Raw genomic sequence first — 21,034 nt, 5'->3', positions numbered from 1 at the left:
GGCCTGCACAAACCGCCAGTAAACTCGGTGCACGTGACTGCTGCGCCCGCAAAGCCCCGTATCCCGAACGTCCTCGCCGGACGCTACGCCTCCGCCGAGCTCGCCACGCTCTGGTCCCCCGAGCAGAAGGTGAGGCTGGAGCGGCAGCTCTGGCTCGCCGTGCTCCGGGCCCAGCGGGACCTGGGGGTCGAGGTGCCGGACGCGGCCATCGCCGACTACGAGCGGGTGCTCGACCAGGTCGACCTGGCCTCGATCGCCGAGCGCGAGAAGGTCACCCGGCACGATGTGAAGGCGCGGATCGAGGAGTTCAACGCCCTCGCCGGACATGAGCACGTGCACAAGGGCATGACCTCCCGCGATCTGACGGAGAACGTCGAGCAGCTTCAGATCCGGCTCTCCCTGGAGCTGATGCGCGACCGCACGGTGGCCGTGCTGGCGCGCCTCGGAAGGCTCGCGGCCGAGTACGGCGAGCTGGTCATGGCGGGCCGCTCCCACAATGTGGCCGCGCAGGCCACCACCCTCGGGAAGCGCTTCGCGACGGCCGCCGACGAGCTGCTGGTGGCCCACGGCCGGGTCGAGGAACTGCTCGGACGCTACCCGCTGCGCGGCATCAAGGGCCCCGTCGGCACCGCGCAGGACATGCTCGACCTGCTGGGCGGGGACGCGGCGAAGCTCGCGGAGCTGGAGCAGCGGATCGCGGGCCACCTCGGCTTCGGGCAGGCCTTCACCTCGGTCGGCCAGGTCTACCCGCGCTCGCTCGACTACGAGGTGGTCACCGCGCTGGTGCAGCTGGCCGCGGCGCCCTCGTCGCTCGCGAAGACCGTCCGGCTGATGGCCGGGCACGAGCTGGTGACCGAGGGCTTCAAGCCCGGGCAGGTCGGCTCGTCCGCGATGCCGCACAAGATGAACACCCGTTCCTGCGAGCGTGTCAACGGCCTGATGGTCATCCTGCGCGGCTATGCCTCGATGACCGGCGAGCTGGCGGGCGACCAGTGGAACGAGGGCGATGTGTCCTGCTCGGTGGTGCGCCGGGTCGCGCTGCCGGACGCGTTCTTCGCGCTGGACGGCCTGCTGGAGACGTTTCTGACGGTGCTCGACGAGTTCGGCGCCTTCCCCGCCGTGGTGGCGCGTGAACTGGACCGCTATCTGCCGTTCCTCGCCACCACCAAGGTGCTGATGGCGTCGGTGCGGGCGGGCGTCGGCCGGGAGGTGGCCCACGAGGCCATCAAGGAGAACGCGGTGGCCTGCGCGCTCGCGATGCGCGAGCAGGGCGGCGAGCGCAACGAACTGCTGGACCGGCTGGCCGCCGACGAGCGCATTCCGCTGGACCGCGCGCAGCTCGACGCGCTGATGGCGGACAAGCTGTCCTTCACGGGTGCCGCGGCCGACCAGGTCACCGCCGTCGTGGGCCGTATCCAGGAGATCGCCAAGCAGTACCCGGAGGCCGCCGGCTACACCCCGGGGGCGATCCTCTGACCCGGTTCACCCCGGCGGAGCTGGAGGCCGCCCGCGACCGTCTGGTGCCGGACGTGGTCGCGGACGGCCTCGAGGTCCTGTTCTGCGGCATCAACCCGGGTCTGCTGACGGCGGCGAGGGGCCATCACTTCGCCCGCCCCGGCAACCGCTTCTGGCCCGTGCTGCACCGGTCCGGTTTCACCCCGAGGCTGCTGAAGCCGTCGGAGCAGCGGGAGTTGCTCGCGTACGGGCTCGGCATCACCAATGTGGTGGCGCGGGCGACCGCGCGGGCCGACGAGCTGAGCGCCGAGGAGTACCGGGAGGGCGGGCGGATCCTCACGGCCAAGGTGGAGCGGCTGCGGCCCCGGTGGCTGGCGGTGGTAGGGGTGACCGCGTACCGAACGGCCTTCGGTGAGCGGAAGGCGGCCGTGGGCCCGCAGCAGCGGACGATCGGTTCGAGCCGGGTGTGGGTGCTGCCCAACCCCAGTGGTCTGAACGCCCATTGGACGGCGGCCACGATGGCGGAGGAGTTCGCACGGCTGCGGACGGCCGCGGGGGTTCCGGCGGCCGGGGACGTCACGGCGGATCCGACTCCGTGACGACCGCGAGGAGCTGGAACGGCAGCTCCTTGTCCCACTGGGAGACCCCGAGGGCCACCCAGCGGCCCGTCCCGGCCCCCCGCCACAGCTGAAGGTCGGGCACATGACCGCAGAGGGCGGCCCAGGGCTCCTCCACGGCCTCCCCGCCCAGGGTCCGGTCCAGGACGCTGTACAGGCTGAAGACCTGGGGCTGCCCCCAGCGTTCGGTCAGCCGCTCGCCGAGGCCGTCGCGGTCGGCCTCGTACTGTATGCCGGTCTCCTCCCGCCCGGTCCCGTCGTCCTCCCAGAACTCGCCACTCGCCTGTAACACGGCTATGTGATAACCGGGCCCGCTCTCGCCGTGCTCGGTCCTGCCGTGCGCCGCGGGGAACTCCCGGGCGCACAGCAGGTCTATGACGGAGAGACTCCTCGCGATGTCCATGGACCCCAGTAAAGCGGTCACCACTGACAATTGGCGTGGTGTCAGGATGCTCGACGAACCCCGCGGCCCCACCGCCGCCGAACGCCGAGGCCCTCCGCCGCCGAACGCCGCGGGCCGCGCCGCCGGGCGGCCGGGCGCGGGGCCGGGGCCCCTCCCGCCGGGCAGGGCGGCCCGCTCGGATGCCGCCCGCCCCTCGCGGGTGAGCGCGGCGCCGAGTACGATCCGGCCAACACGCGCACGAGCTGGGAGGACGGACGTTGGGGCGGCTGACCGGCGGGGACCCCTCTCTGCTCAGAAGGATCAACTCCACGGTGGTGCTGCATGCGCTGCGCGCCACCGACTGCGCGACCCTCACCGAGATCACCCGGGTCACCGGGCTGTCCCGGCCGACCGTCGAGGGCGTGGTCGAGGGGCTGATCGAGGCCGGGCTCGTGGTGGAGCAGGCCGCCGAGGAGGGTGCCGCCCGACGGCAGGGGCGGCCCGCGCGACGGTTCCGTTTCCGGGCGGAGGCGGGTCATCTGCTGGGCCTGGACGTCGGCGCGCACCGGGTGACCGCCCTGCTCACCGACCTCGACGGCCGGGAGCTGGGCTCGCTGTCCAAGGAGATCTCCGAGGCGGCGTCGGCGGACGAACGCCTGGAGCGGCTGCGGATCACGGTGGCCGAACTGCTGCGCCGCGCCGGTGTGGCCCGTGGTTCGCTGCGTGCGGTGGGGGTGGCCAGCCCCGGGATCGTGGAGGCGGACGGCACCGTCCGCCTGGGCACGGCCCTGCCGGAGTGGACCGGTCTGAAGCTGGGCGAGCGGCTGGGCCGCTCCTTCAAGTGCCCGGTCCTCGTCGAGAACGACGCCAACGCGGCCGCCGTAGCCGAGCACTGGAAGGGCGCCGCCACCGAGTCCGACGATGTGGTGTTCGTGCTGGCGGGGCTGAGTCCCGGCGCGGGCGCGCTGATCGGCGGACGGCTGCACCGCGGCTTCGGCGGGGCGGCCGGAGAGATCGGCGCCCTGCATCTGCTGGGCCGCGAGGCGGCTCCGGAGCGGCTGCTGTCGACCACGGACCGGCCGCTTCAGCCGCTGGACGAGCAGCAGGTCGCCGATGTGTTCGCGCTGGCCCGCGAAGGCGACCTGCGGGCCCGGGCGGCCGTGGACCGCTTCATCCAGCGGCTGGTGCACGATGTGGCGGCGCTCGTCCTCGCCCTGGACCCGGAGCTGGTGGTCGTCGGCGGCTGGGCGGCGGGCCTGGACGGCGTGCTGGAGCCGCTGCGCCGCGAACTGGAGCGCTACTGTCTGCGTCCGCCGAGGGTGACGCTGTCCCGGCTCGGGGAGGCTGCGGTGGCGACCGGGGCGCTGCGGCTGGCGCTGGACCATGTCGAGGAGCAGTTGTTCGCGGTGGACGGCACGGTCACGGCGCGGCACTGATCCGGGTCACGACGGCCGGGCACCGATCCCCGACGCGGTCGGCCACCGGGGCCGGGCCGTCAGGGGGCGTGGGGATCCGGATCGTGGTGGATCTCGACCCGGCCCGAGGCACCGAAGGTCAGCCGACAGGTGTCGGCGCGGTAGGTGGCCACGGACACCGCGGCCGTCCGGCCCCCGGCGTAGTAGCGGGTGGTGACGACGAGGACGGGCGCGCCCGGCAGCCGGTCCAGCTCCCTGGCGTCCTCGGCGCTCGCGGAGCCCAGCTCCACGGCCTGGTCCTGGTACTCCAGCTCCCGGTACTGAAGCTCGCGCAGCACCTCGCGTGCCCCTGCCGCCCCGGAGGGCGCGTCGGTCCCGGACAGGTCGGGCACCGAGGAGCCCGGGACATAGAGCAGTTCCGCGGCGACGGGCTGACTGTGGGTCGTCCGGGAGCGGCGCACCGTGTGCACCTCTTCGTCCCGGGCGGTCTCCAGGAGCCCGGCCACGGCGGCGGGCGGCACGGCCGATGCGCAGTCCAGAGCCTGCCAGGCGTCACCGGCGGCGCCGGGCCACAGATGCTTCTCGGCTCCGACGGCGATCCCCATGCGCGGCGGGGCGACGGTCGTTCCGACGCCGCGGCGGCGCTGGAGCCTGCCTTCCAGTTCGAGTTGTTCCAGTGCCTGGCGGAGCGTGGCACGGGCGACACCGAAGCGGGCCGCGAGGTCGCGTTCGTTGGGCAGGATCTCGCCAACCGAGAACTCCGAGTCGAGTGCCTCGGTGAGTACGGTCTTCAGATGCCAGTACTTGGGTTCCGGCACCGGATCCAGCTGCGTGGTCCCCACCCTGTCCTCCGCAATCGCCGTGGTGCGGCGGCTTTTTAGCGCCCTTGTTTATTAAAGGTTGTTGCACTTGTCTGCGACCATAGGACGGCCTCCCCCCTTGGTCAAGACCAATCCTCGGACCCTTGCGCCGCCCGGACGCACGGCGCCGCGGGGCGTTCACACGGCGTTCGCGCGGCGCGACCTGCACGACACCGGGGAGAACCCTTTGTCCACGTGTATTCACAGACGGCGACGCCGAGTGGGTCTGCTTCCCTGTCCCCTCCCCGCAGGGAGCGCGGTCCGTCTCCCACTCGCGGGCGAGTCGCGGCGAGCCGCTCCTGCGATGTGATCACGGTCGGCCTCCGGGCTCCGGTGCCTCCCCACCCGTTCCGGATCGGTTCTACGACCTGTCGACTGTGGCGCCCGTCCTCAGCGTGCTCTGCGAGGCGCCGGGCATCGGGCGCCCACATAAGGTGGCAGCTCCCCGAGCGGCCTGCTGACCCTGGAGCCGGGGCACCGAGGGCTCGTACGGTCCGTCACCGCCCTGTCGGCCGCCGGGTTCTGGAGCCCGGCCGAACGGCGCCACGCGTTCACACTGCTGCTCGCAATGCGGCGGGACGCCGCCAGGGCGTCCGCACCAAGGGGTTCATCCCCCGGGCCCGCGACCCGCACCTTCCGCGCCACCCAACGGGCGCCGCCGCTGGATGCGACGCCAGCGGGGGCCGGTCGGCCGAGTTCAAGGGCCACCCGTCGCCGCCCTCCGCGGGCTCACGGAGCGGCAGACGTCGGTTCGAGGACACCAACGGCGACACATAGGCCGTTGGCGCCCTGCGGGAATGACGCCGATCGAGACGGCCGGCAGCGCCATCACGGACAGGAGATGGCCGAGTTGACCCGCCATGACGGCTGGCTCCCCGACCACATGGCGGAGCACGGACTCCTCAAGCAGGAAGGCAATCCGGTGCCCTCCGGCACGGATGATGCGCGAGCGCTCCACTCGCACGGCTGCCGCGTCCTCGACGTCGTCCGGCGCCCCATGCACACGTGCGACGTTCCCGAGCAGGCAAGCTGCGTACTCGTAGGTCTGGCCGACGGGCAGCGACGTCAAAAGCGCCTTGGGCCGAGAAGCCGAGCGCCCTCACGCGCTGCCGGTACGCCTGCCGTGACCGCCGCAGCACAACGTCCGGATCAGTCCCGCGCCCACGCTTCAGCGACCGAGGCGAACAGCCCCTCCGGAAGGGCCGGTTGAGGGGCGTCGGGTGCGGTGGACGGCGTACCCTCGATGACCGGACCGCGCACCGGAGTCATCCCCCGGTGCGCGGCGCCGAGGGAGCCGCGGGAGGGGCCGCCCCGACCGGCCCGATCAGTGTGCACCCCTTGCTTCGTCAAAAGAACAACAAAAAGGGGCAGAAGCACACTTTACTCATCGGACACAGAGCGTTTGTGATCACGCAACACCCTTGCTCCACAGTGATTGCATGACTCCTGAGATGTCCGATGTGACGCGTGCCCGGCACGGCCGCCCGGTCCACCACTGGCGGCGGGACCTGGTCGAACTCGCCGCGCTGTTCACCGCGGTCGCGGTGGCCGATGTGACGGCGAACCTGGTCGGGCACGGGCCCGACGGTCCCGCCCTGCTCGGGCTGTCGGCCGTGGCGCTGGTCGCCACGTCCGGCTTCCACACCTGGTGGACACGGCGCCACGGGCACGCGCCCCCGACGAGTGATACCGGCGCCCGGCCGCTCGCCGAGGAGCAGCAGGCCGGGCCCGCCGAGGACGACGCGGCCGCCGGGGCGACCGCGCTGTGGCGCATGCGGACCACGGTGAAGGACGAGCTGGGCACCCTGGCCGCGCTGTGCACGACGCTGGCCCGGATGCGGATCGACATCCTGAGCCTTCAGACCCACCCGCTGGCCGACGGCACGGTCGACGAGTTCCTGGTGCGCGCCCCGGCCGCGCTGGACAGCGGCGCGATCACCCGGGCCGTCGCGCACTCCGGCGGCTCCGAGACCTGGATCGAGCGGGCCGACGCCCACGACCTGGTGGACGCCCCGACCCGGGTCCTGGGCCTGGCCACGCGCACCGCGCTGGACGCGGCCGAACTGCCGCTGGCACTGCGCCAGTTGCTCGGCCGGTGCACCATCCGTTCGCTGCCCGCCGTCTCCCCCTGCTCCGGCCGCCCGGAGGGGGACGCTCCCGTCGAGGGGGCCCTGGAGGACACGGTGATGCGGCTGCGGGCGCCGGAGGGCGGGGTGATCACGGTCGAGCGGCCGTATCTGCCCTTCACCCCCACGGAGTTCGCCCGCGCCCGCGCACTGGTCGAGCTGGACGCCCGGCTGGGCCCGCGCATCCCCCGCGGCCAGGACGTGCTGACCCTGCCCAAGGGCACCGCGATCACCGTACGGCGGGCCGACACCTCGGACCTCGACGCGGCGAAGGAGATGCACGAGCGGTGCTCGGCCCGCACCCTGGGCATGCGCTACCACGGCCCGGTCGGCGACGCGGACCGCTATCTCACCCATCTGCTCAGCCCCCGCTTCGGCCGGACCCTCGCCGTGCAGACGCCGTCCGGACGCGTCGTCGGCCTCGGGCATCTGCTGTGGGACGGCGACGAGACGGAGGTCGCCCTGCTGGTCGAGGACGAGTGGCAGCGGCGCGGCATCGGCGGCGAACTCCTTGGACGGCTGGTCGCGATGGCCGTGGAGGCGGGCTGCGAGAGCGTCTACGCGGTCACGCAGGCGTCCAACACCGGCATGGTCGCCGCGATGCGCGGCCTCGGGCTGCCCCTCGACTACCAGATCGAGGAGGGCACCCTCGTCATCACGGCCCGCCTGCACACCGCCCCGGCCCCCGCGGCCCCGCCCCACGGCCACGCCTACGAGCAGCAGGGCGCCCGGGACTGACGCGCCGGCAGCCGGAGGTATCGAACCGACGGCCGCGGCAGCCCGGCGTACCGGAACGACAGCCGGCGCACCGAACGGCCCGGCGATGAGCGCCGGGCCGTCCGGCCGTCCCGGGACGGCCGGTGCGTGCCCCGGACGGCCTACCGTCCCGCGAGCACCTCCCTGGGCCGGGCCGCCTCGGCCGCGCCCGCTCCCAGGGCCGCGTCCAGGTCGGCCCAGAGGTCCTCGGCGTCCTCCAGACCCACCGACAGCCGCAGCAGCCGGTCGCTCACCCCGGCCCCATGGCGGTCGCTCTCGTCGACGATGCGGTGACTGATGGAGGCCGGGTGCTGGATCAGGGTGTCCACGCTGCCGAGGCTCACCGCGGGGGTGATCAGCCGGACCCCGGCGATCACCGCGTGCGGATCGCCGTGCACCTCGAAGGCGATCATCGCGCCCCCGATCCGCGGATAGTGCACCCGGGCGATCCGCGGATCGGCGGCGAGCCGGCGGACCAGTTCGGCCGCGGTGGCGGACGCGGCCCGGACCCGTACCGGAAGCGTCGACAGACCGCGCAGCAGCAGATATCCGGCGAGCGGGTGCAGCACCCCGCCGGTCGCGAAGCGCACCTGCCGCAGCCGCCGCGCCAGCTCCTCGTCGCAGGCCACCACGCCGCCCATCACATCCCCGTGGCCGCCGAGGTACTTGGTGGCGCTGTGCAGCACCAGCCGGGCGCCCTCCTCGGCGGGCCGTTGCAGCACGGGCGTCGCGAAGGTGTTGTCCGCCAGCAGCGGCACCGAACCGCAGGCGTGCGCGATCGCGCGCAGGTCGACCTCAGCGAGCGTCGGATTGGCCGGGGACTCGACCATGACGAGACCGGTGTCGGGGCGCAGCGCCTCCGCTATGCCCGCCGGATCGGTCCAGGTCACCTCGGAGCCCAGCAGTCCGGCGTTCAGCAGATGGTCGCTGCATCCGTACAGCGGCCGTACGGCCACCACATGGCGCAGCCCGAGGGCGCTCCGGGCCAGCAGGACGGCGCTCAGCGCGGCCATCCCGCTGGCAAAGGCGACCGCGCTCTCGGTGCCCTCCAGACGGGCGAGCGCGGTCTCGAAGCGGCCCACGGTCGGGTTGCCGAGGCGGGCGTAGACGGGCGGCCCGGTCAGCTCCCCGCCGTCGGCCGCGAAGGCGTCGAGGCGAGCCGCCTCGGCCCGGCTGTCCCGGCTGGGGTAGGTGGTGGAGAGGTCGAGGGGCGGGGCGTGCAGCCCCAGGGCGACGAGGTCCTCCCGTCCGGCGTGCACGGCCTCGGTGGCCAGTGCGCGGCGGCCGGGCAGCGGGCCTGCGGGACATCCGTTCTGCGTGCTCTGAGTACGGGAATCCATGGGCCGCAGCCTGAACACCGGGCGGGGTCCCGGCGGCGACTGCCGTGTTACGTTCGAGACATGGCCGAATCTGTCGTACTGGACCCGGTGGATCTCCATCTGCTGCGTCTGTTGCAGAACGACGCCCGGGCGACCTACCGCGACCTGGCGGCGCAGATCGGGGTGGCTCCTTCGACCTGCCTCGACCGGGTGGCCCGGCTGCGCCGCTCTGGAGTGATTCTCGGCCATCAGCTGCGCCTGGACCCGGCGCGGCTCGGACGGGGGCTCCAGGCGTTGCTCTCGGTGCAGGTCAGGCCGCACCGGCGGGAGCTGGTGGGGCCCTTCGTGGAACGCATCCGGGCACTGCCCGAGTCCCGTACGGTCTTTCATCTCACCGGGCCCGACGACTATCTGGTGCTGGTCGCGGTGGCGGACATGGCCGATCTTCAGCGGCTGGTCCTGGACGAGTTCACCTCCCGGCGCGAAGTGGCGCGGGTGGAGACCCGGTTGATCTTCCAGCAGTGGGACTGCGGTCCCCTGCTCCCACCCGGCTCTCCCGTGCCGAAACCCGCTGAGCAGGCCTAAGCCGAGCGCGGAATCCCCGTGACGCGGACCACGTCACCGTATGAGGATGGTCCGCATGTCAGACACCACCAGGAGACTCCTGCCCCGGGAGGTCGCGGACGCCTATGTCGACGACCTCGTCACCCTCGACCCGGTCACCGGCACCTACCTCGGTGTGCGGGACAGCGCGGGCAAGCTGCCCGACACCTCACCCGCGGGCCAGGAGGCACTCGCCGGGCTGGCGCGGGCGACCCTCGCGCGGCTGGACGAGGCGGAGCGCCTGCCCGGCGCGGACCGCGACATCGAGCGCCGCTGCGCGCGGCTGCTCCGCGAGCGGCTGACCGCGGAGCTCGCCGTGCACGAGGCGGACGAGGGTCTGCGGACCGTGGGCAATATGCACACCCCGGTGCACTCGGTGCGTGACGTCTTCACCATCACTCCCACCGCGACGGACGAGGACTGGGCCGCGGTGGTCGAGCGGCTGCGGGCCGTGCCGGCCGCCCTGCGCGGTTACCGCGATTCCCTCGCCCTGGGTCTGGAGCGCAAGCTGTACGGGGGCCCGCGCGCCACCGCCACCTTCGTCGAGCAGCTCTCCGAGTGGTCGGACCTGGACGGCCGGGGCCGGGGCTGGTTCGAGGACTTCGCCTCGCAGGGGCCCGATGTGCTGCGCACGGAGCTGGACGAGTCCGGACGTGCGGCGTCCGCGGCCGTCGTCGAACTGCGCGACTGGCTGCGCGATGTGTACGCCCCGGCGGTAGAGGGCGCACCGGACACGGTGGGCCGCGAGCGCTACGCCCGCTGGGCCCGCTATTTCAACGGCACGGACCTGGACCTCGACGAGGCGTACGCCTACGGCTGGTCCGAGTACCACCGCATCCTCGGCGAGATGAAGCAGGAGGCCGGGAAGGTCCTGCCCGGCGCCGCGACCCCGTGGGTGGCGCTGGCGCACCTCGACGAGCACGGTGCCCATGTCGAGGGCGTCGACGAGACCCGCGACTGGCTCCAGGGTCTGATGGACGAGGCGATCGAGGCACTGGACGGCACCCACTTCGAACTGGCGGAGCGGGTGCGGAAGGTGGAGTCGCGGATCGCGCCGCCCGGCAGTGCCGCCGCTCCGTACTACACCTCGCCGTCCGCGGACTTCTCCCGCCCCGGCCGGACCTGGCTGCCGACGATGGGACAGACCCGGTTCCCGGTGTACGACCTGGTGTCGACCTGGTACCACGAGGGCGTGCCCGGCCATCACCTCCAGCTCGCCCAGTGGGTGCACGTGGCGGAGGACCTCTCGCGCTACCAGGCGACGGTGGGCGGGGTCAGCGCCAATGTGGAGGGCTGGGCGCTGTATGCGGAGCGCCTCATGGACGAGCTGGGCTTCCTGTCGGACCCGGAGCGGCGGCTCGGCTATCTGGACGCGCAGATGATGCGGGCGGTCCGCGTGATCATCGACATCGGGATGCATCTGGAGCTGGAGATCCCGGCGGACTCCCCGTTCCATCCGGGCGAGCGCTGGACGCCGGAGCTGGCGCAGGAGTTCTTCGGCGCGCACAGCAGCCGCCCGGCGGACTTCGTGGAGAGCGAACTGATCCGCTATCTCTCCATGCCCGGCCAGGCGATCGGCTACAAGCTCGGCGAGCGTGCCTGGCTGCTGGGCCGGGAGAACGCCAGGAAGCGCCACGGCGAGGCTTTCGACGCGAAGGCCTGGCACATGGCGGCACTGTCGCAGGGCTCGCTGGGCCTGGACGACCTGGTGGACGAGCTGTCCCGGCTCTGACCGCACCACGCGGCAGGTCCGTCGCCGCCCGGCACGTCTGACGGAGCGATCCCCGGCACACCCGTTGGTGCGCCGGGGATCCCCGTCTCAGCCGGTTCCCCGCTGCCGTACGGCCGATCCCGTCCTGCCCTTGACCAGCTCCAGCTGTGCGTGGATCCGCCGCCGCAGGTCCCCGACATGGCTGACGATGCCCACGCTGCGGTCCCGCTCCCGCAGCGAGTCCAGCACGTCCAGCACCTCGTCCAGGGTCTGGTCGTCGAGGCTGCCGAAGCCCTCGTCGATGAAGAGGGTGTCCAGACGGACCCCGCCCGTCTCGTCGGTGACCACGTCCGCGAGGCCCAGGGCGAGCGCGAGGGAGGCGAAGAAGGTCTCGCCGCCGGAGAGGGTCGCGGTGTCCCGTTCGCGGCCGGTCCAGGCGTCGACGACATGGAGGCCGAGCCCGCTGCGGCCGCGTCCGGAGCGGTCGTCGGAATGGACGAGGGTGTAGCGGTCGGCGGACATCCGCCGCAGCCGTACGGTCGCGGCGGCCGCGACCTGTTCGAGCCGGGCGGCGAGCACATACGACTCCAGGCGCATTCTGCGCTCGTTGTCGGCGGAGGTCCCGGCCGTCAGGGACGCAAGCCGGGCCACCCTGCCGTGCTCCTCGCGCAGCGGCGCGAGCCGCCGCACCGAGGCGGTGGCCCGGGCGGACAGCCGGTCGAGTTCGGCGCAGCGGCGGTTCGCCGCGTCGAGTGCGGAGGCTGCTTCCTGGAGCCGCCGGGCCGCGTCGGCGGCGGTGTGCTCGGCCGCGGCGAGGTCGGCGCGCGGCTGCTGTGCGGCGGCGGCCGTGTCCTCCTCGGCCAGCACCGCGCGTACGGCGGCCTGTTCCTGCTGCCAGGCGTCCAGCCGTCGTTGCAGCTCGCGGTGGGCCGCGTCGTCCAGGAGCGCGGCGGCCGCGGCCGCCGGGGTGTCGAACCCGGCGCGGAAGGCGGCATCGGCGAGGCGCGCGTCCGCCTCCTTGAGCCGCTGGGCGGCGTCCTCGGCCACGCGGGCCGCGTCGGCCGCCCCGGTGAGCAGGGCGGCCCGGCGCTCCAGCTGTGCGGCGCGCGCCGCCACGCTCTCGGCGTCACCCCGGGCGCGCGTCAACTCCTCTTCCAGTGAAGCCCGTTCACGCTCCAGGGTGTCCCGCCGTGAAGCCCGGGCGGCGGCGCGCACGGCGGCGTCCTGACGGGCCGCAGCGCGCCGCTCCCGCTCCTGTCCGGCCCGGCGCAGGTCCTCCTGCGCCGGGTGCAGCCGGGAGGCGCCCTCCCGGGCGGCGGCATAGCGCCGTTCCGTCTCCTGGGCGCGGGAGGCCAGTTCGGCGACCGGTGCGTCACCGGCCTCGGCGGTGGCGGCGGCCAGTGCCTCCCGTACGGAACCCAGGTGCCGTTCGTCCTCGGCGCGTTGCTCCTCGGCCCGGCGGTGGGCGGCGAGGGCGCGCTCCTCGGCCTCCCGGCCGACATGTCCGGCGACCTTGCGCGCGGGCGCGGGGTGGTCCGTCGCTCCGCAGACGGCGCAGGGCTCGCCCTCGGTGAGCCGCCCGGCGAGTTCGGCGGCGATGCCCGTGAGGCGCTGCTCCTTGAGGTCGAGCCAGTGTTCATGGGCCGCGGTCGCGTGCTCCCGGGCGGCGAGTGCGCGGTCCCGGGCGGCGTCGGCCTCCTGGGCCAGCCGGTCCCGCTCGCGGGCCGCGTCCAGCCGCGCGCGGGCGGGTTCGCGCTGCACCGCCAGCTGTTCGGCGCGGGCGGCGTCCTCCTGGGCGGCGTCGATCGCGGCCTGGAGGCCCGCGCGGGTCTCCTCCCACTCGGCGAGCCAGTCCCCGGCGTCCTGGCGGACCGCCTCGTCGGCGCGCTCCTCGCGGTCCAGAGCGGCGCGTTCGGCGGTGATCGCGGCCAGGCGGCGTTCGGCGCGGCGGGCCGACTCCAGACCGCCCAGTTCCTCGGCGGCCCGGCGGGCGGCGGCGGCGAGTCCGGGCGGGCCCGCGTCGCCGTAGGTGTCCGGGAGCAGGCCCCGGGTCTGCGCCTCGGCCGCGGCGGCGCGCCGGTGCCCGGCCTCTGCGGCCTCCCGCAGTTCCAGGGCGGGTGCCACCGCCTCGGCCTTCCGGGAACGCTCCATGCGGGCCAGCGCCTCCCGGTGGGCTTCGGCCCGCTGTTCGAGCTGGGCCGCACGCTCCCGGGCCTCGGCGAACCGGCGCTGGAGCCGGGCCCGTTCGCGTACGGCGCCGAGGGCGCGCTCGGCGGCGGCCCGCGCCGACTCGGCGGCGCTCCGGGCGCAGTCCGCGACGGTCAGCCGCTCACGGGCGGAGCTGCGGGCGACGGCGGCCCAGCCGAGGACCGCGGCGGCCAGGCCCGGGTCGCCCGGCGCGAGGCTCGGCAGGGGCACGGCCTCGCCCGCGGCCTGCTGCATCCGGTGTGCGTCGGCGAGCAGCTCGGCGTCACCCGAGCGCACTTCGGCCTCGGTGGTCCGGCGCCGCTCGGCGAGGCGCTTCTCGACCTCGGCGAAGCGGCGGGTGTCGAAGAGGCGGCCGAGCAGTTTGCCGCGGGCCTCGGCGTCGGCGCGCAGAAAGCGGGCGAAGTCGCCCTGGGGCAGAAGGACGACCTGGCAGAACTGCTCCCGGCTCATCCCGAGCAGTTGGGTGATCTCCTCGCCGATCTCCTGGTGGGAGCGGCTGAGGTCCTTCCAGGCGCCGACGGCGGCGTCGTACTCGCGCAGCCAGGTCTGTGCCTTGTCGGTCGTCGTACCGGTGCCGCGCTTCTTGGGGCGCTCCCACGGCGGCTGCCGGGTGATCTCCAACCGGCGCCCGGCGACGGTGAGTTCGAGCCGGACGCCGGTGCGGGTGCCCGGTGCGGCGTGGTCACTGCGCAGGGTGAGGCCCTGGCCGTTCTGCCGGGCGCCGGGGACGGCGCCGTAGAGCGCGTAGCACACGGCGTCCAGGACCGAGGTCTTGCCCGCTCCGGTGGGTCCGTGCAGCAGGAACAGCCCGGCGGCGGACAGCGCGTCGAAATCCACGCGCTGGGTGTCGCCGAAGGGCCCGAAGGCGGTGATGTCGAGCCGGTGCAGCCTCACAGGGCGCCCTCCGTGTCCCGGGTGTGCGGGGTCATACGGCCTCCCGCACGGTGTCGTCGGCGCGCACCGCGTCGAAGGCGTCGTGCAGCACCGCCCGCTCCCGGTCGTCGGGGCCCGCGCCGCGCACATGGGCCACGAAGTCCTCGGCGATCTGCTGCTCGGAGCGGCCCGCCAGCCTCCGCGCATACGACGCGGCGGGGTCCTCGGGGGCGCGCTCGGGGTCGAAGACCAGGCTGAGGGTGTGCGGGAAGCGCGCGGAGAGCCGGGCCATCGGCTCGGCGGGACGCACCGGGTCGGTGAGCGTCGCCTCCACCCAGGCCTCCTCGTGCACCGCCAGCTCCGGGTCCGCGAGGAGCTCCTCCAGCGCGCCGCGGATCCGGGCGAGCGGGCGCGGCACCGGGCAGTCGACGCGGTCCGCGGTCACCGAGCCGTCGGCGCCGAGGTCGACGAGCCACATGCTCTTGCGGTGACGGGCTTCGGAGAAGGAGTACGGCAGCGGGGAGCCGGAGTAGCGCACCCGTTCGGTGATGGTCTGGCAGCCGTGCAGATGGCCCAGGGCCGCGTAGTCCACCCCGGCGAAGACGGCCGCGGGCACCGCGGCGACCCCGCCGACGGTGATGTCCCGCTCGCTGTCGCTGGGTTCGCCGCCGGTGACGAAGGCATGGGCGAGGACGACGGAGCGGGTGCCGGCCGGGCGGGCGGCGAGGTCGGCGCGCACCCGGTCCATGGCGGCCGCGAGGACCGCCTCGTGGCCCGCTCCGGTCACACAGAACTCGTCCTTGACCAGGGCCGGTTCAAGATAGGGCAGCCCGTAGAAGGCGACGTCCCCTTGGGCGTCCGCAAGCACCACCGGGGTCCCGCAGGCGGCGGGCTCGGTCCGCAGGTGGATGCCCGCGCGGTCGAGGAGGCCCGCCCCGACGCCGAGGCGGCGCGCCGAGTCGTGGTTCCCGGAGATCATCACCGTGGGCACGCCGAGGTCGGCGAGGCGGTGCAGGGCGTCGTCGAACAGCTCGACCGCGGCCAGCGGCGGCACCGCCCGGTCGTAGACGTCCCCCGACACGACCACGGCGTCGGCCTCGCGCTCGCGGACGGTCGCGACGAGGTGGTCGACGAAGGCGGCCTGGGCGTCGAGCATGTTCACCCGGTGGAACGCCCGGCCCAGGTGCCAGTCGGAAGTGTGCAGCAGCCTCATGATCCCCGAGACTAACGGCCGGGTCCGACAGTACGGGCGGCCATGCCCGTTCCGGCCGGCCCCTCGCCCTCCGCCCGTGTCACCGTGTGGTCGACGGACCGTGTGTCCATGTCCCGTGCCCCTCAGCGGCCCGTGTCCGCGTCGCCGTACGCCTCGCCGCCCGGTTCGAAGGCGGCGGTGCCCGCGGTGAGGTCCGCGAGCCAGGCCCGGAAGGCGTCGACCTCGGTGTCGGGCAGGGCGACCTCCAGGGTGACGGCCTCGCCGTAGCGCACGCCGCGCACCTCACGGCCGGTCGCCCTGAGGTCGTTCTGCACCTTGCCCGCACGCTGGTGGTCCACGGTCACCGTGGCGAGCCGGTAGCGGCGGCGGGTGAGGGTGCCGACGGTGTCCAGGGCCTCGCCGACCGCTCCCCCGTAGGCCCTGATCAGTCCGCCCGCGCCGAGCTTCACGCCGCCGTAGTAGCGGGTGACGACGGCGACGACGTACCGCATGTCGCGGCGCAGCAGCATCTGGAGCATGGGGACGCCCGCGGTGCCGCCCGGTTCGCCGTCGTCGCTCGCCTTCTGGACCGCGGCGTCGGCTCCGATGACGTAGGCGTAGCAGTTGTGGGTGGCGGCGGCGTGCTCCCGGCGGACGGCGGCGACGAAGTCCTGCGCCTCCTGCTCGGTGGCGGCCGGGGCGAGGGCGCACAGGAAACGGGAGCGGTTGACCTCGGTCTCGTGCACGCCCGCGCGGGCGACGGTGCGGTACTCGTCCTGCATCACGCCAGCCTATGCGGCCCTCGGACCCGCGCCGTACGCGGGCGGCGAAGGCCCCGCGGGACAGCCGGGGGCAGGGAGGCAGGTGTGCCGTACGTCTCATCCGGTTCGTCCTCGCCGCGGCGCGTCCGGGCCCGAGCGCCCGGGCACACTGCCCTTTGTTGGATACTCGCTGGTCGTTGCCGAGTTCCGGGCCGTCCGGGACCGTGGCCGCAGCAGCGGCCCCCCAGAGCCACCCGAGCACACATCAGGAGAGCGAAGTATGACCGGCACCCAGGTGGAGAGTCCGGACGCCGCCGACCCCGGCCATGGGCCGCCCTCCGCCGCCACGGTCCGCTGGCGGGCCTGGCTTCTGGACGGCCTGAGCGAACGGACCGCCCGGCATCCCGGCCCGCACGCCACCCCGGACGCCGAGCACCAGGGGCACACCTGGTGGCGCGTCATGTGCCTGACGGGCGTGGACTACTTCTCCACCCTCGGCTACCAGCCCGGTATCGCCGCCCTCGCCGCCGGTCTGCTGTCACCGCTCGCGACGCTCGTGCTGATCGCGCTGACCCTGCTCGGCGCCCTCCCCGTCTACCGCCGGGTGGCGCACGAGAGCCCGCACGGCGAGGGCTCGATCGCCATGCTGGAGCGGCTGTTGCCGTGGTGGGCGGGGAAGATCCTGGTGCTGGTGCTCCTGGGCTTCGCGGCCACGGACTTCATGATCACGATGACCCTGTCGGCCGCGGACGCCGCCGCGCACGTCGTGGAGAACCCGTTCGCCCCGCACTGGGCGGACGGCGCCAACACCTGGATCACGCTGTTTCTGCTCGCCGCGCTCGGCGCCGTCTTCCTGAAGGGCTTCAAGGAGGCCATCGGCATCGCGGTGACGCTGGTCGCCACCTATCTGAGCCTCAATCTGGTCGTGCTGGCGGTCGCCGTCTGGGAGGTGCTCAGCCACCCGGTGAAGATCGGCGACTGGACGGACGCCATGACCACCCAGCACTCCTCGCCCCTCGCGATGATCGGGGTGGCGCTGCTGGTCTTCCCCAAGCTGGCGCTCGGCATGTCCGGCTTCGAGACGGGTGTGGCGGTGATGCCGCAGATCAGGGGCGACGCGTCGGACACCTACCGGGACCCGGCCGGGCGGGTGCGCGACACCCGCAAGCTGCTCACCACGGCGGCCGTGATCATGAGCTGCCTGCTGCTGCTGTCGAGCCTGGCGACCACGATCCTGATCCCCCAGAGCGCCTTCAAGAACGGCGGGCCCGCCAACGGGCGCGCGCTGGCGTATCTCGCCCATGAGCACCTGGGCGGCGCCTTCGGCACCGTCTACGACGTGGCGACCATCGCGATCCTCTGGTTCGCGGGCGCCTCCGCCATGGCCGGGCTGCTCAACCTGGTGCCCCGCTATCTGCCGCGCTACGGCATGGCCCCGGAGTGGACGCGGGCCGTCCGCCCGCTGGTCCTGGTCTTCATGGTGGCCGCCGTGCTGATCACCCTGTGGTTCCACGCCGATGTCGACGCCCAGAGCGGCGCGTATGCGACGGGCGTGCTGGTGCTGATGCTCTCCGCGGCCTTCGCCTCCACGGTCGCCGTGCACCGGCGCGGCCACCGGGCCGCTGCCGTGGGCTTCGGGGCGATCACCGCCGTCTTCACCTACACCCTCATCACCAATGTGATCGAGCGCCCCGACGGCCTCAAGATCGCGCTGATCTTCATCCTGGCGATCCTGGTCACCTCGTTCGCCTCCCGGGTGCACCGCGCCTTCGAGCTGCGGGCCGCGACCGTCACCTTCGACGAGGCGGCGACCCGCTTCATCGAGGAGGCGGCCGCGCACGGCCCGCTGCGGCTGATCGCCAACGAGCCCCAGGAGCACAGCCGCCGGGAGTACCGCGCCAAGGAGTACAGCCAGCGCGAGCAGACCCATATCCCGGACGGGCGCCCGGTGCTCTTCCTGGAGGCCTTCGTCCACGACTCCTCGGACTTCACCACCGATCTGACGGTGCACGGCGACGAGAAGTACGGGGTGCGCAGGCTGCGGGTGTCGGGAGCCACCGTGCCCAACACCCTCGCGGCCGTGCTGATGGAGCTGCGCGAGCGCACCGGCGAGGTGCCGCACGCCTACTTCAACTGGACCGAGGGCGCCCCCTTCAGCCATCTGCTGCGCTTCCTGGTGTTCGGCGACGGGGAGGTCGCCCCGGTCACCCGCGAGGTGCTGCGGCGCGCCGAACCCGACCCGGAGCGCCGCCCGCGGGTCCACGTCGGATAGCGGTCAGCCCTTCACACCCCTCGGCACGGTCATCTCCGTCAGGAGGGCCCGGCCGGGGGCGAGGGCCTGCCAGGTGGCGCCGTGGGCGGCGAGCACGGCGATCGCCGCGGTGGGGAACTTGGTGCCGACCCGCTCCAGGGTGTCGTCGAGCCCCTGTCCGGCGAGGGCGAGCACCAGATCGGCGAGTTCCGGGTTGTGTCCGACCAGCAGCAGCGTCTCCACCTCGGCGGCCACCTCGTGGACGACCTCCAGCAGTCCGGGCACATCGGCGGCGTAGAGCCGGGGGTCGAACCGCACGGGCGGCGGGGTGCCCCACTGGGCCGAGGCGAGCTGCCAGGTCTGGCGGGCGCGCAGAGCGGTGGAACACAGCGCGAGGTCGGGCAGGCAGTCGGCCTCGGCGAGGGCGTGGCCGACGGCCGGGGCGTCCCGGCGGCCGCGGGGCGCGAGGGGCCGGTCGTGGTCGTCGACGTCCTCGGGCCAGGCGGACTTGGCGTGCCGCAGGACCACCAGTCTGCGCAGCGGGCCCGTTCCCGCGCGGGTGATCACGCCAGGGTCCCGATCTCGCGGGCGAGGCCCAGTCCGAGCAGGCGGTCGGCGTAGGCGTAGGTCTCGAAGCGTGCCCCCTCGGGCAGGCCGTCGTCGAGCTCCACCCGCTCCAGCACCCTCAGGACGGCCGGTACGTCGAGGTCGTTCTCCCAGGCGGCGCGCAGCTCCTGCCGTACGTCCTCGGGCACGGGCCGCGAAGGGTGGGTCGCCCACCCGGCCACGGCCGCGCGCCAGCGGCCGAGCGTATCGCGCGCCTCGCTCAGGGCGACCGGGTCGAGGGCGAGGGGCCTGCCGCGGGGGCGCCAGAGCAGGGCCAGGCGCAGTGCGGACGGCGAGCAGGGGGCGTCCGCGGTCTCGGCGGGTCCGCCCGCCGGGGCGACCTCGATGCGCGCGCCCTCGGGTGCGGCGTGCTCCGTTCCGACGACATGCAGGGCCCGGCCGGGGCCGGGGCTGTCCGGTTCCGCCGGGCGGATGCCGAGGGCCTGGGCGCGTTCCTGGAGCGCGGCACACGGGGCGGCGACCGTGACCACGGGCATTCCCGCCATCTCCAGGGCGCGGGCCAGCACATCGGCCACGAGCAGCACCCGCAGGGCCGAGGTCCCGGCCCCGGTGACATGGACGTGGACACGGACCAGGCCGGGGCGGACGTCGATGGGCTCGCCGGTGCGGGCGTCGATGATACGGAGCACGGGGCGAGCGTAGGCGGACACGGGGCCCGTGGCGGGGAGGTGGGGCCCGTTCCGGATGCGGGGCGCCGCCCGCGGTACGGCCGTTGGGGGCCGTCCCGGACGGGGAATCCCCCCGTCCGCCCCGCTGTTGCCCCTCAGCAGACGGCGCGGGGTCACCGTGTCGCGCGACCCGAGGGAGACGGCCGTGTACGGCGACTCAGCAACGATCCGCACGATCCTCACCGAGCTGGGCGACACCTGGGCGATCGTCGGCCTGTCCGGGAACGAGGGCCGTGCCGCGTACCGGGTCGCCGAGGTCCTCCAGCGCTACGGCAAGCGGATCGTGCCGGTCCATCCCAAGGCGGAGACGGTCCACGGCGAGCAGGGGTACCCCTCCCTGGACGCGATTCCCTTCCCGGTCGATGTCGTCGACGTCTTCGTCAACAGCGAGCTGGCGGGACCGGTGGCCGATCAGGCCGCCGCGATCGGCGCCCAGGCCGTCTGGTTCCAGCTGGGCGTGATCGACGAGGAGGCGTACGTGCGCACCCGGACGGCCGGTCTGGAGATGGTGATGGACCGCTGCCCGGCCATCGAGATTCCGTCCCTGGGGTGAACGTATGCGCGGGTCAGGCGTGTTCGCGTGCGCCTCGCGGATACCGTTGATACCGACAAGTAACTGGTCAGGCGGCGACGAGGATTCCGCCCCGTCGCCGTCGGCATCGACGAGACGGCAGCCGAACCGGGCGCCGAACTCGCCGGACTCGATGACGCCGTCCCCGCCGAACGCGCGGAGCAGCACAGCACGGTAGTGGCGCCGGGCCTCTCGATGGACGGGCGCCGCCCCACACCGTGCCGACCGGGCAGCGGAAGGCGCCCTCGGTCCGGATCCCCCGGTTCGGGTCCGCCTTCCCCTCCCGGTACCACGCGGTCATGGTTCGCAGTCGGCGGGCGCTGCGTGATGACAGGCGTCCGCCTGCTTCCGTGGAGGTCCTCGCACTGCGGTGACGTCTCCCGGAAACAGCGGCCGGGACCGTCCGGGAGGCACTATGTGGGCCGTGGTCGAGCAGATGGCCGGAGTTGCTCCGCAGCTCTTCCTCTATGTCGTCGCCCTTTTCGTGATCATGATCCTCCTGGCGCTCGTGATCAGTCTGCGCCAGGCGGCGGCGTCGGAGCGTCCGGAGATCATCAGGGCCCTGGCGGATCTGATGGCGTTCTGGAAGAGGAGATGAAACGGCCCCTTGAGTACGCCGGGTAGGCCCCGGCCCCCCTG

The 21,034-nt window shown here is 73.6% G+C and carries 18 protein-coding genes; 9 read left to right on the top strand and 9 right to left on the bottom strand.

Features of this window, described 5'->3' with window-relative positions:
- Positions 1 to 33 precede the first annotated feature (33 nt).
- Together purB and mug are read left to right on the top strand one after the other, a co-directional pair.
- Positions 34 to 1,476, top strand: a complete 1,443-nt coding sequence (gene purB / locus ACIHAA_RS29385) for an adenylosuccinate lyase (RefSeq protein ID WP_399822427.1) — start codon at positions 34 to 36, stop codon at positions 1,474 to 1,476.
- Positions 1,473 to 2,054: a G/U mismatch-specific DNA glycosylase gene (gene mug, locus ACIHAA_RS29380; RefSeq protein WP_399822451.1), complete on the top strand. Its 582-nt coding sequence runs from the start codon at positions 1,473 to 1,475 to the stop codon at positions 2,052 to 2,054. Before purB ends, mug begins: the two co-directional genes overlap by 4 nt.
- Here the strand turns inward: mug and ACIHAA_RS29375 are convergent.
- Positions 2,032 to 2,475 (bottom strand): hypothetical protein, encoded by a 444-nt coding sequence (locus tag ACIHAA_RS29375; protein WP_399822425.1) that lies wholly within the window; start codon positions 2,473 to 2,475, stop codon positions 2,032 to 2,034. The genes mug and ACIHAA_RS29375 overlap by 23 nt on opposite strands.
- 257 nt (positions 2,476 to 2,732) lie before the next feature.
- On the opposite strand from ACIHAA_RS29375, the gene ACIHAA_RS29370 reads away from it, so the two are divergent.
- Positions 2,733 to 3,890 (top strand): ROK family transcriptional regulator, encoded by a 1,158-nt coding sequence (locus ACIHAA_RS29370; RefSeq protein ID WP_399822423.1) that lies wholly within the window; start codon positions 2,733 to 2,735, stop codon positions 3,888 to 3,890.
- Positions 3,891 to 3,949: 59 nt separating this feature from the next.
- Here the strand turns inward: ACIHAA_RS29370 and ACIHAA_RS29365 are convergent, their stop codons facing one another.
- Entirely contained in the window at positions 3,950 to 4,711 is a 762-nt protein-coding gene (locus tag ACIHAA_RS29365) for a GntR family transcriptional regulator (RefSeq protein WP_399822421.1), read from the bottom strand.
- A gap of 715 nt (positions 4,712 to 5,426) precedes the next feature.
- Positions 5,427 to 5,798 (bottom strand): Scr1 family TA system antitoxin-like transcriptional regulator, encoded by a 372-nt coding sequence (locus tag ACIHAA_RS29360; RefSeq protein ID WP_399822419.1) that lies wholly within the window; start codon positions 5,796 to 5,798, stop codon positions 5,427 to 5,429.
- Positions 5,799 to 6,168: 370 nt separating this feature from the next.
- On the opposite strand from ACIHAA_RS29360, the gene ACIHAA_RS29355 reads away from it, so the two are divergent.
- Positions 6,169 to 7,593, top strand: a complete 1,425-nt coding sequence (locus tag ACIHAA_RS29355; protein ID WP_399822417.1) for a GNAT family N-acetyltransferase — start codon at positions 6,169 to 6,171, stop codon at positions 7,591 to 7,593.
- Between the two features lie 140 nt (positions 7,594 to 7,733).
- Here ACIHAA_RS29355 and ACIHAA_RS29350 read toward each other — a convergent pair whose 3' ends face one another.
- The gene (locus tag ACIHAA_RS29350; protein ID WP_399822415.1) at positions 7,734 to 8,951 is read right to left on the bottom strand and encodes a trans-sulfuration enzyme family protein; all 1,218 of its coding nucleotides are present in this window, start codon (positions 8,949 to 8,951) and stop codon (positions 7,734 to 7,736) included.
- Positions 8,952 to 9,011: 60 nt separating this feature from the next.
- Here ACIHAA_RS29350 and ACIHAA_RS29345 point away from each other — a divergent pair, with 60 nt between their 5' ends.
- Positions 9,012 to 9,515: an Lrp/AsnC family transcriptional regulator gene (locus ACIHAA_RS29345; RefSeq protein ID WP_399822413.1), complete on the top strand. Its 504-nt coding sequence runs from the start codon at positions 9,012 to 9,014 to the stop codon at positions 9,513 to 9,515.
- 55 nt (positions 9,516 to 9,570) lie between these two features.
- Complete coding sequence (locus ACIHAA_RS29340; RefSeq protein ID WP_399822411.1) at positions 9,571 to 11,265, top strand: DUF885 domain-containing protein; 1,695 nt, start codon at positions 9,571 to 9,573, stop codon at positions 11,263 to 11,265.
- A gap of 87 nt (positions 11,266 to 11,352) precedes the next feature.
- Here the strand turns inward: ACIHAA_RS29340 and ACIHAA_RS29335 are convergent, their stop codons facing one another.
- From ACIHAA_RS29335 to ACIHAA_RS29325, 3 genes are all read right to left on the bottom strand, one after another.
- The gene (locus tag ACIHAA_RS29335) at positions 11,353 to 14,346 is read right to left on the bottom strand and encodes an AAA family ATPase (RefSeq protein ID WP_399822409.1); all 2,994 of its coding nucleotides are present in this window, start codon (positions 14,344 to 14,346) and stop codon (positions 11,353 to 11,355) included.
- A 31-nt stretch (positions 14,347 to 14,377) separates the two neighbouring features.
- Entirely contained in the window at positions 14,378 to 15,538 is a 1,161-nt protein-coding gene (locus ACIHAA_RS29330; RefSeq protein ID WP_399822407.1) for an exonuclease SbcCD subunit D, read from the bottom strand.
- 122 nt (positions 15,539 to 15,660) lie between these two features.
- Positions 15,661 to 16,299 (bottom strand): YigZ family protein, encoded by a 639-nt coding sequence (locus ACIHAA_RS29325; RefSeq protein ID WP_399822405.1) that lies wholly within the window; start codon positions 16,297 to 16,299, stop codon positions 15,661 to 15,663.
- A gap of 259 nt (positions 16,300 to 16,558) precedes the next feature.
- Between ACIHAA_RS29325 and ACIHAA_RS29320 the strand changes: the two genes are divergently transcribed.
- Entirely contained in the window at positions 16,559 to 18,550 is a 1,992-nt protein-coding gene (locus ACIHAA_RS29320; RefSeq protein ID WP_399822403.1) for an amino acid transporter, read from the top strand.
- Between the two features lie 3 nt (positions 18,551 to 18,553).
- Here ACIHAA_RS29320 and ACIHAA_RS29315 read toward each other — a convergent pair whose 3' ends face one another.
- Both ACIHAA_RS29315 and ACIHAA_RS29310 read right to left on the bottom strand, forming a co-directional pair.
- Positions 18,554 to 19,096, bottom strand: a complete 543-nt coding sequence (locus ACIHAA_RS29315) for a SixA phosphatase family protein (protein ID WP_399822401.1) — start codon at positions 19,094 to 19,096, stop codon at positions 18,554 to 18,556.
- Positions 19,093 to 19,785, bottom strand: a complete 693-nt coding sequence (locus tag ACIHAA_RS29310; RefSeq protein WP_399822399.1) for a hypothetical protein — start codon at positions 19,783 to 19,785, stop codon at positions 19,093 to 19,095. The genes ACIHAA_RS29315 and ACIHAA_RS29310 overlap by 4 nt, the downstream gene beginning before the upstream one ends.
- Positions 19,786 to 19,969: 184 nt before the next feature.
- On the opposite strand from ACIHAA_RS29310, the gene ACIHAA_RS29305 reads away from it, so the two are divergent.
- Both ACIHAA_RS29305 and ACIHAA_RS29300 read left to right on the top strand, forming a co-directional pair.
- Entirely contained in the window at positions 19,970 to 20,377 is a 408-nt protein-coding gene (locus ACIHAA_RS29305) for a CoA-binding protein (protein ID WP_399822397.1), read from the top strand.
- A gap of 433 nt (positions 20,378 to 20,810) precedes the next feature.
- Positions 20,811 to 20,993, top strand: coding sequence for a hypothetical protein (locus ACIHAA_RS29300; protein WP_399822395.1), 183 nt, complete (start codon positions 20,811 to 20,813; stop codon positions 20,991 to 20,993).
- Positions 20,994 to 21,034: the final 41 nt, after the last annotated feature.

It is taken from the genome of Streptomyces sp. NPDC052040, from assembly GCF_044548405.1.
In the GTDB taxonomy this organism is placed as follows: domain Bacteria; phylum Actinomycetota; class Actinomycetes; order Streptomycetales; family Streptomycetaceae; genus Streptomyces.
The sequence above is the reverse complement of the archived record's forward strand: the minus strand, read 5'-3'. Positions and strand labels throughout refer to the sequence as shown.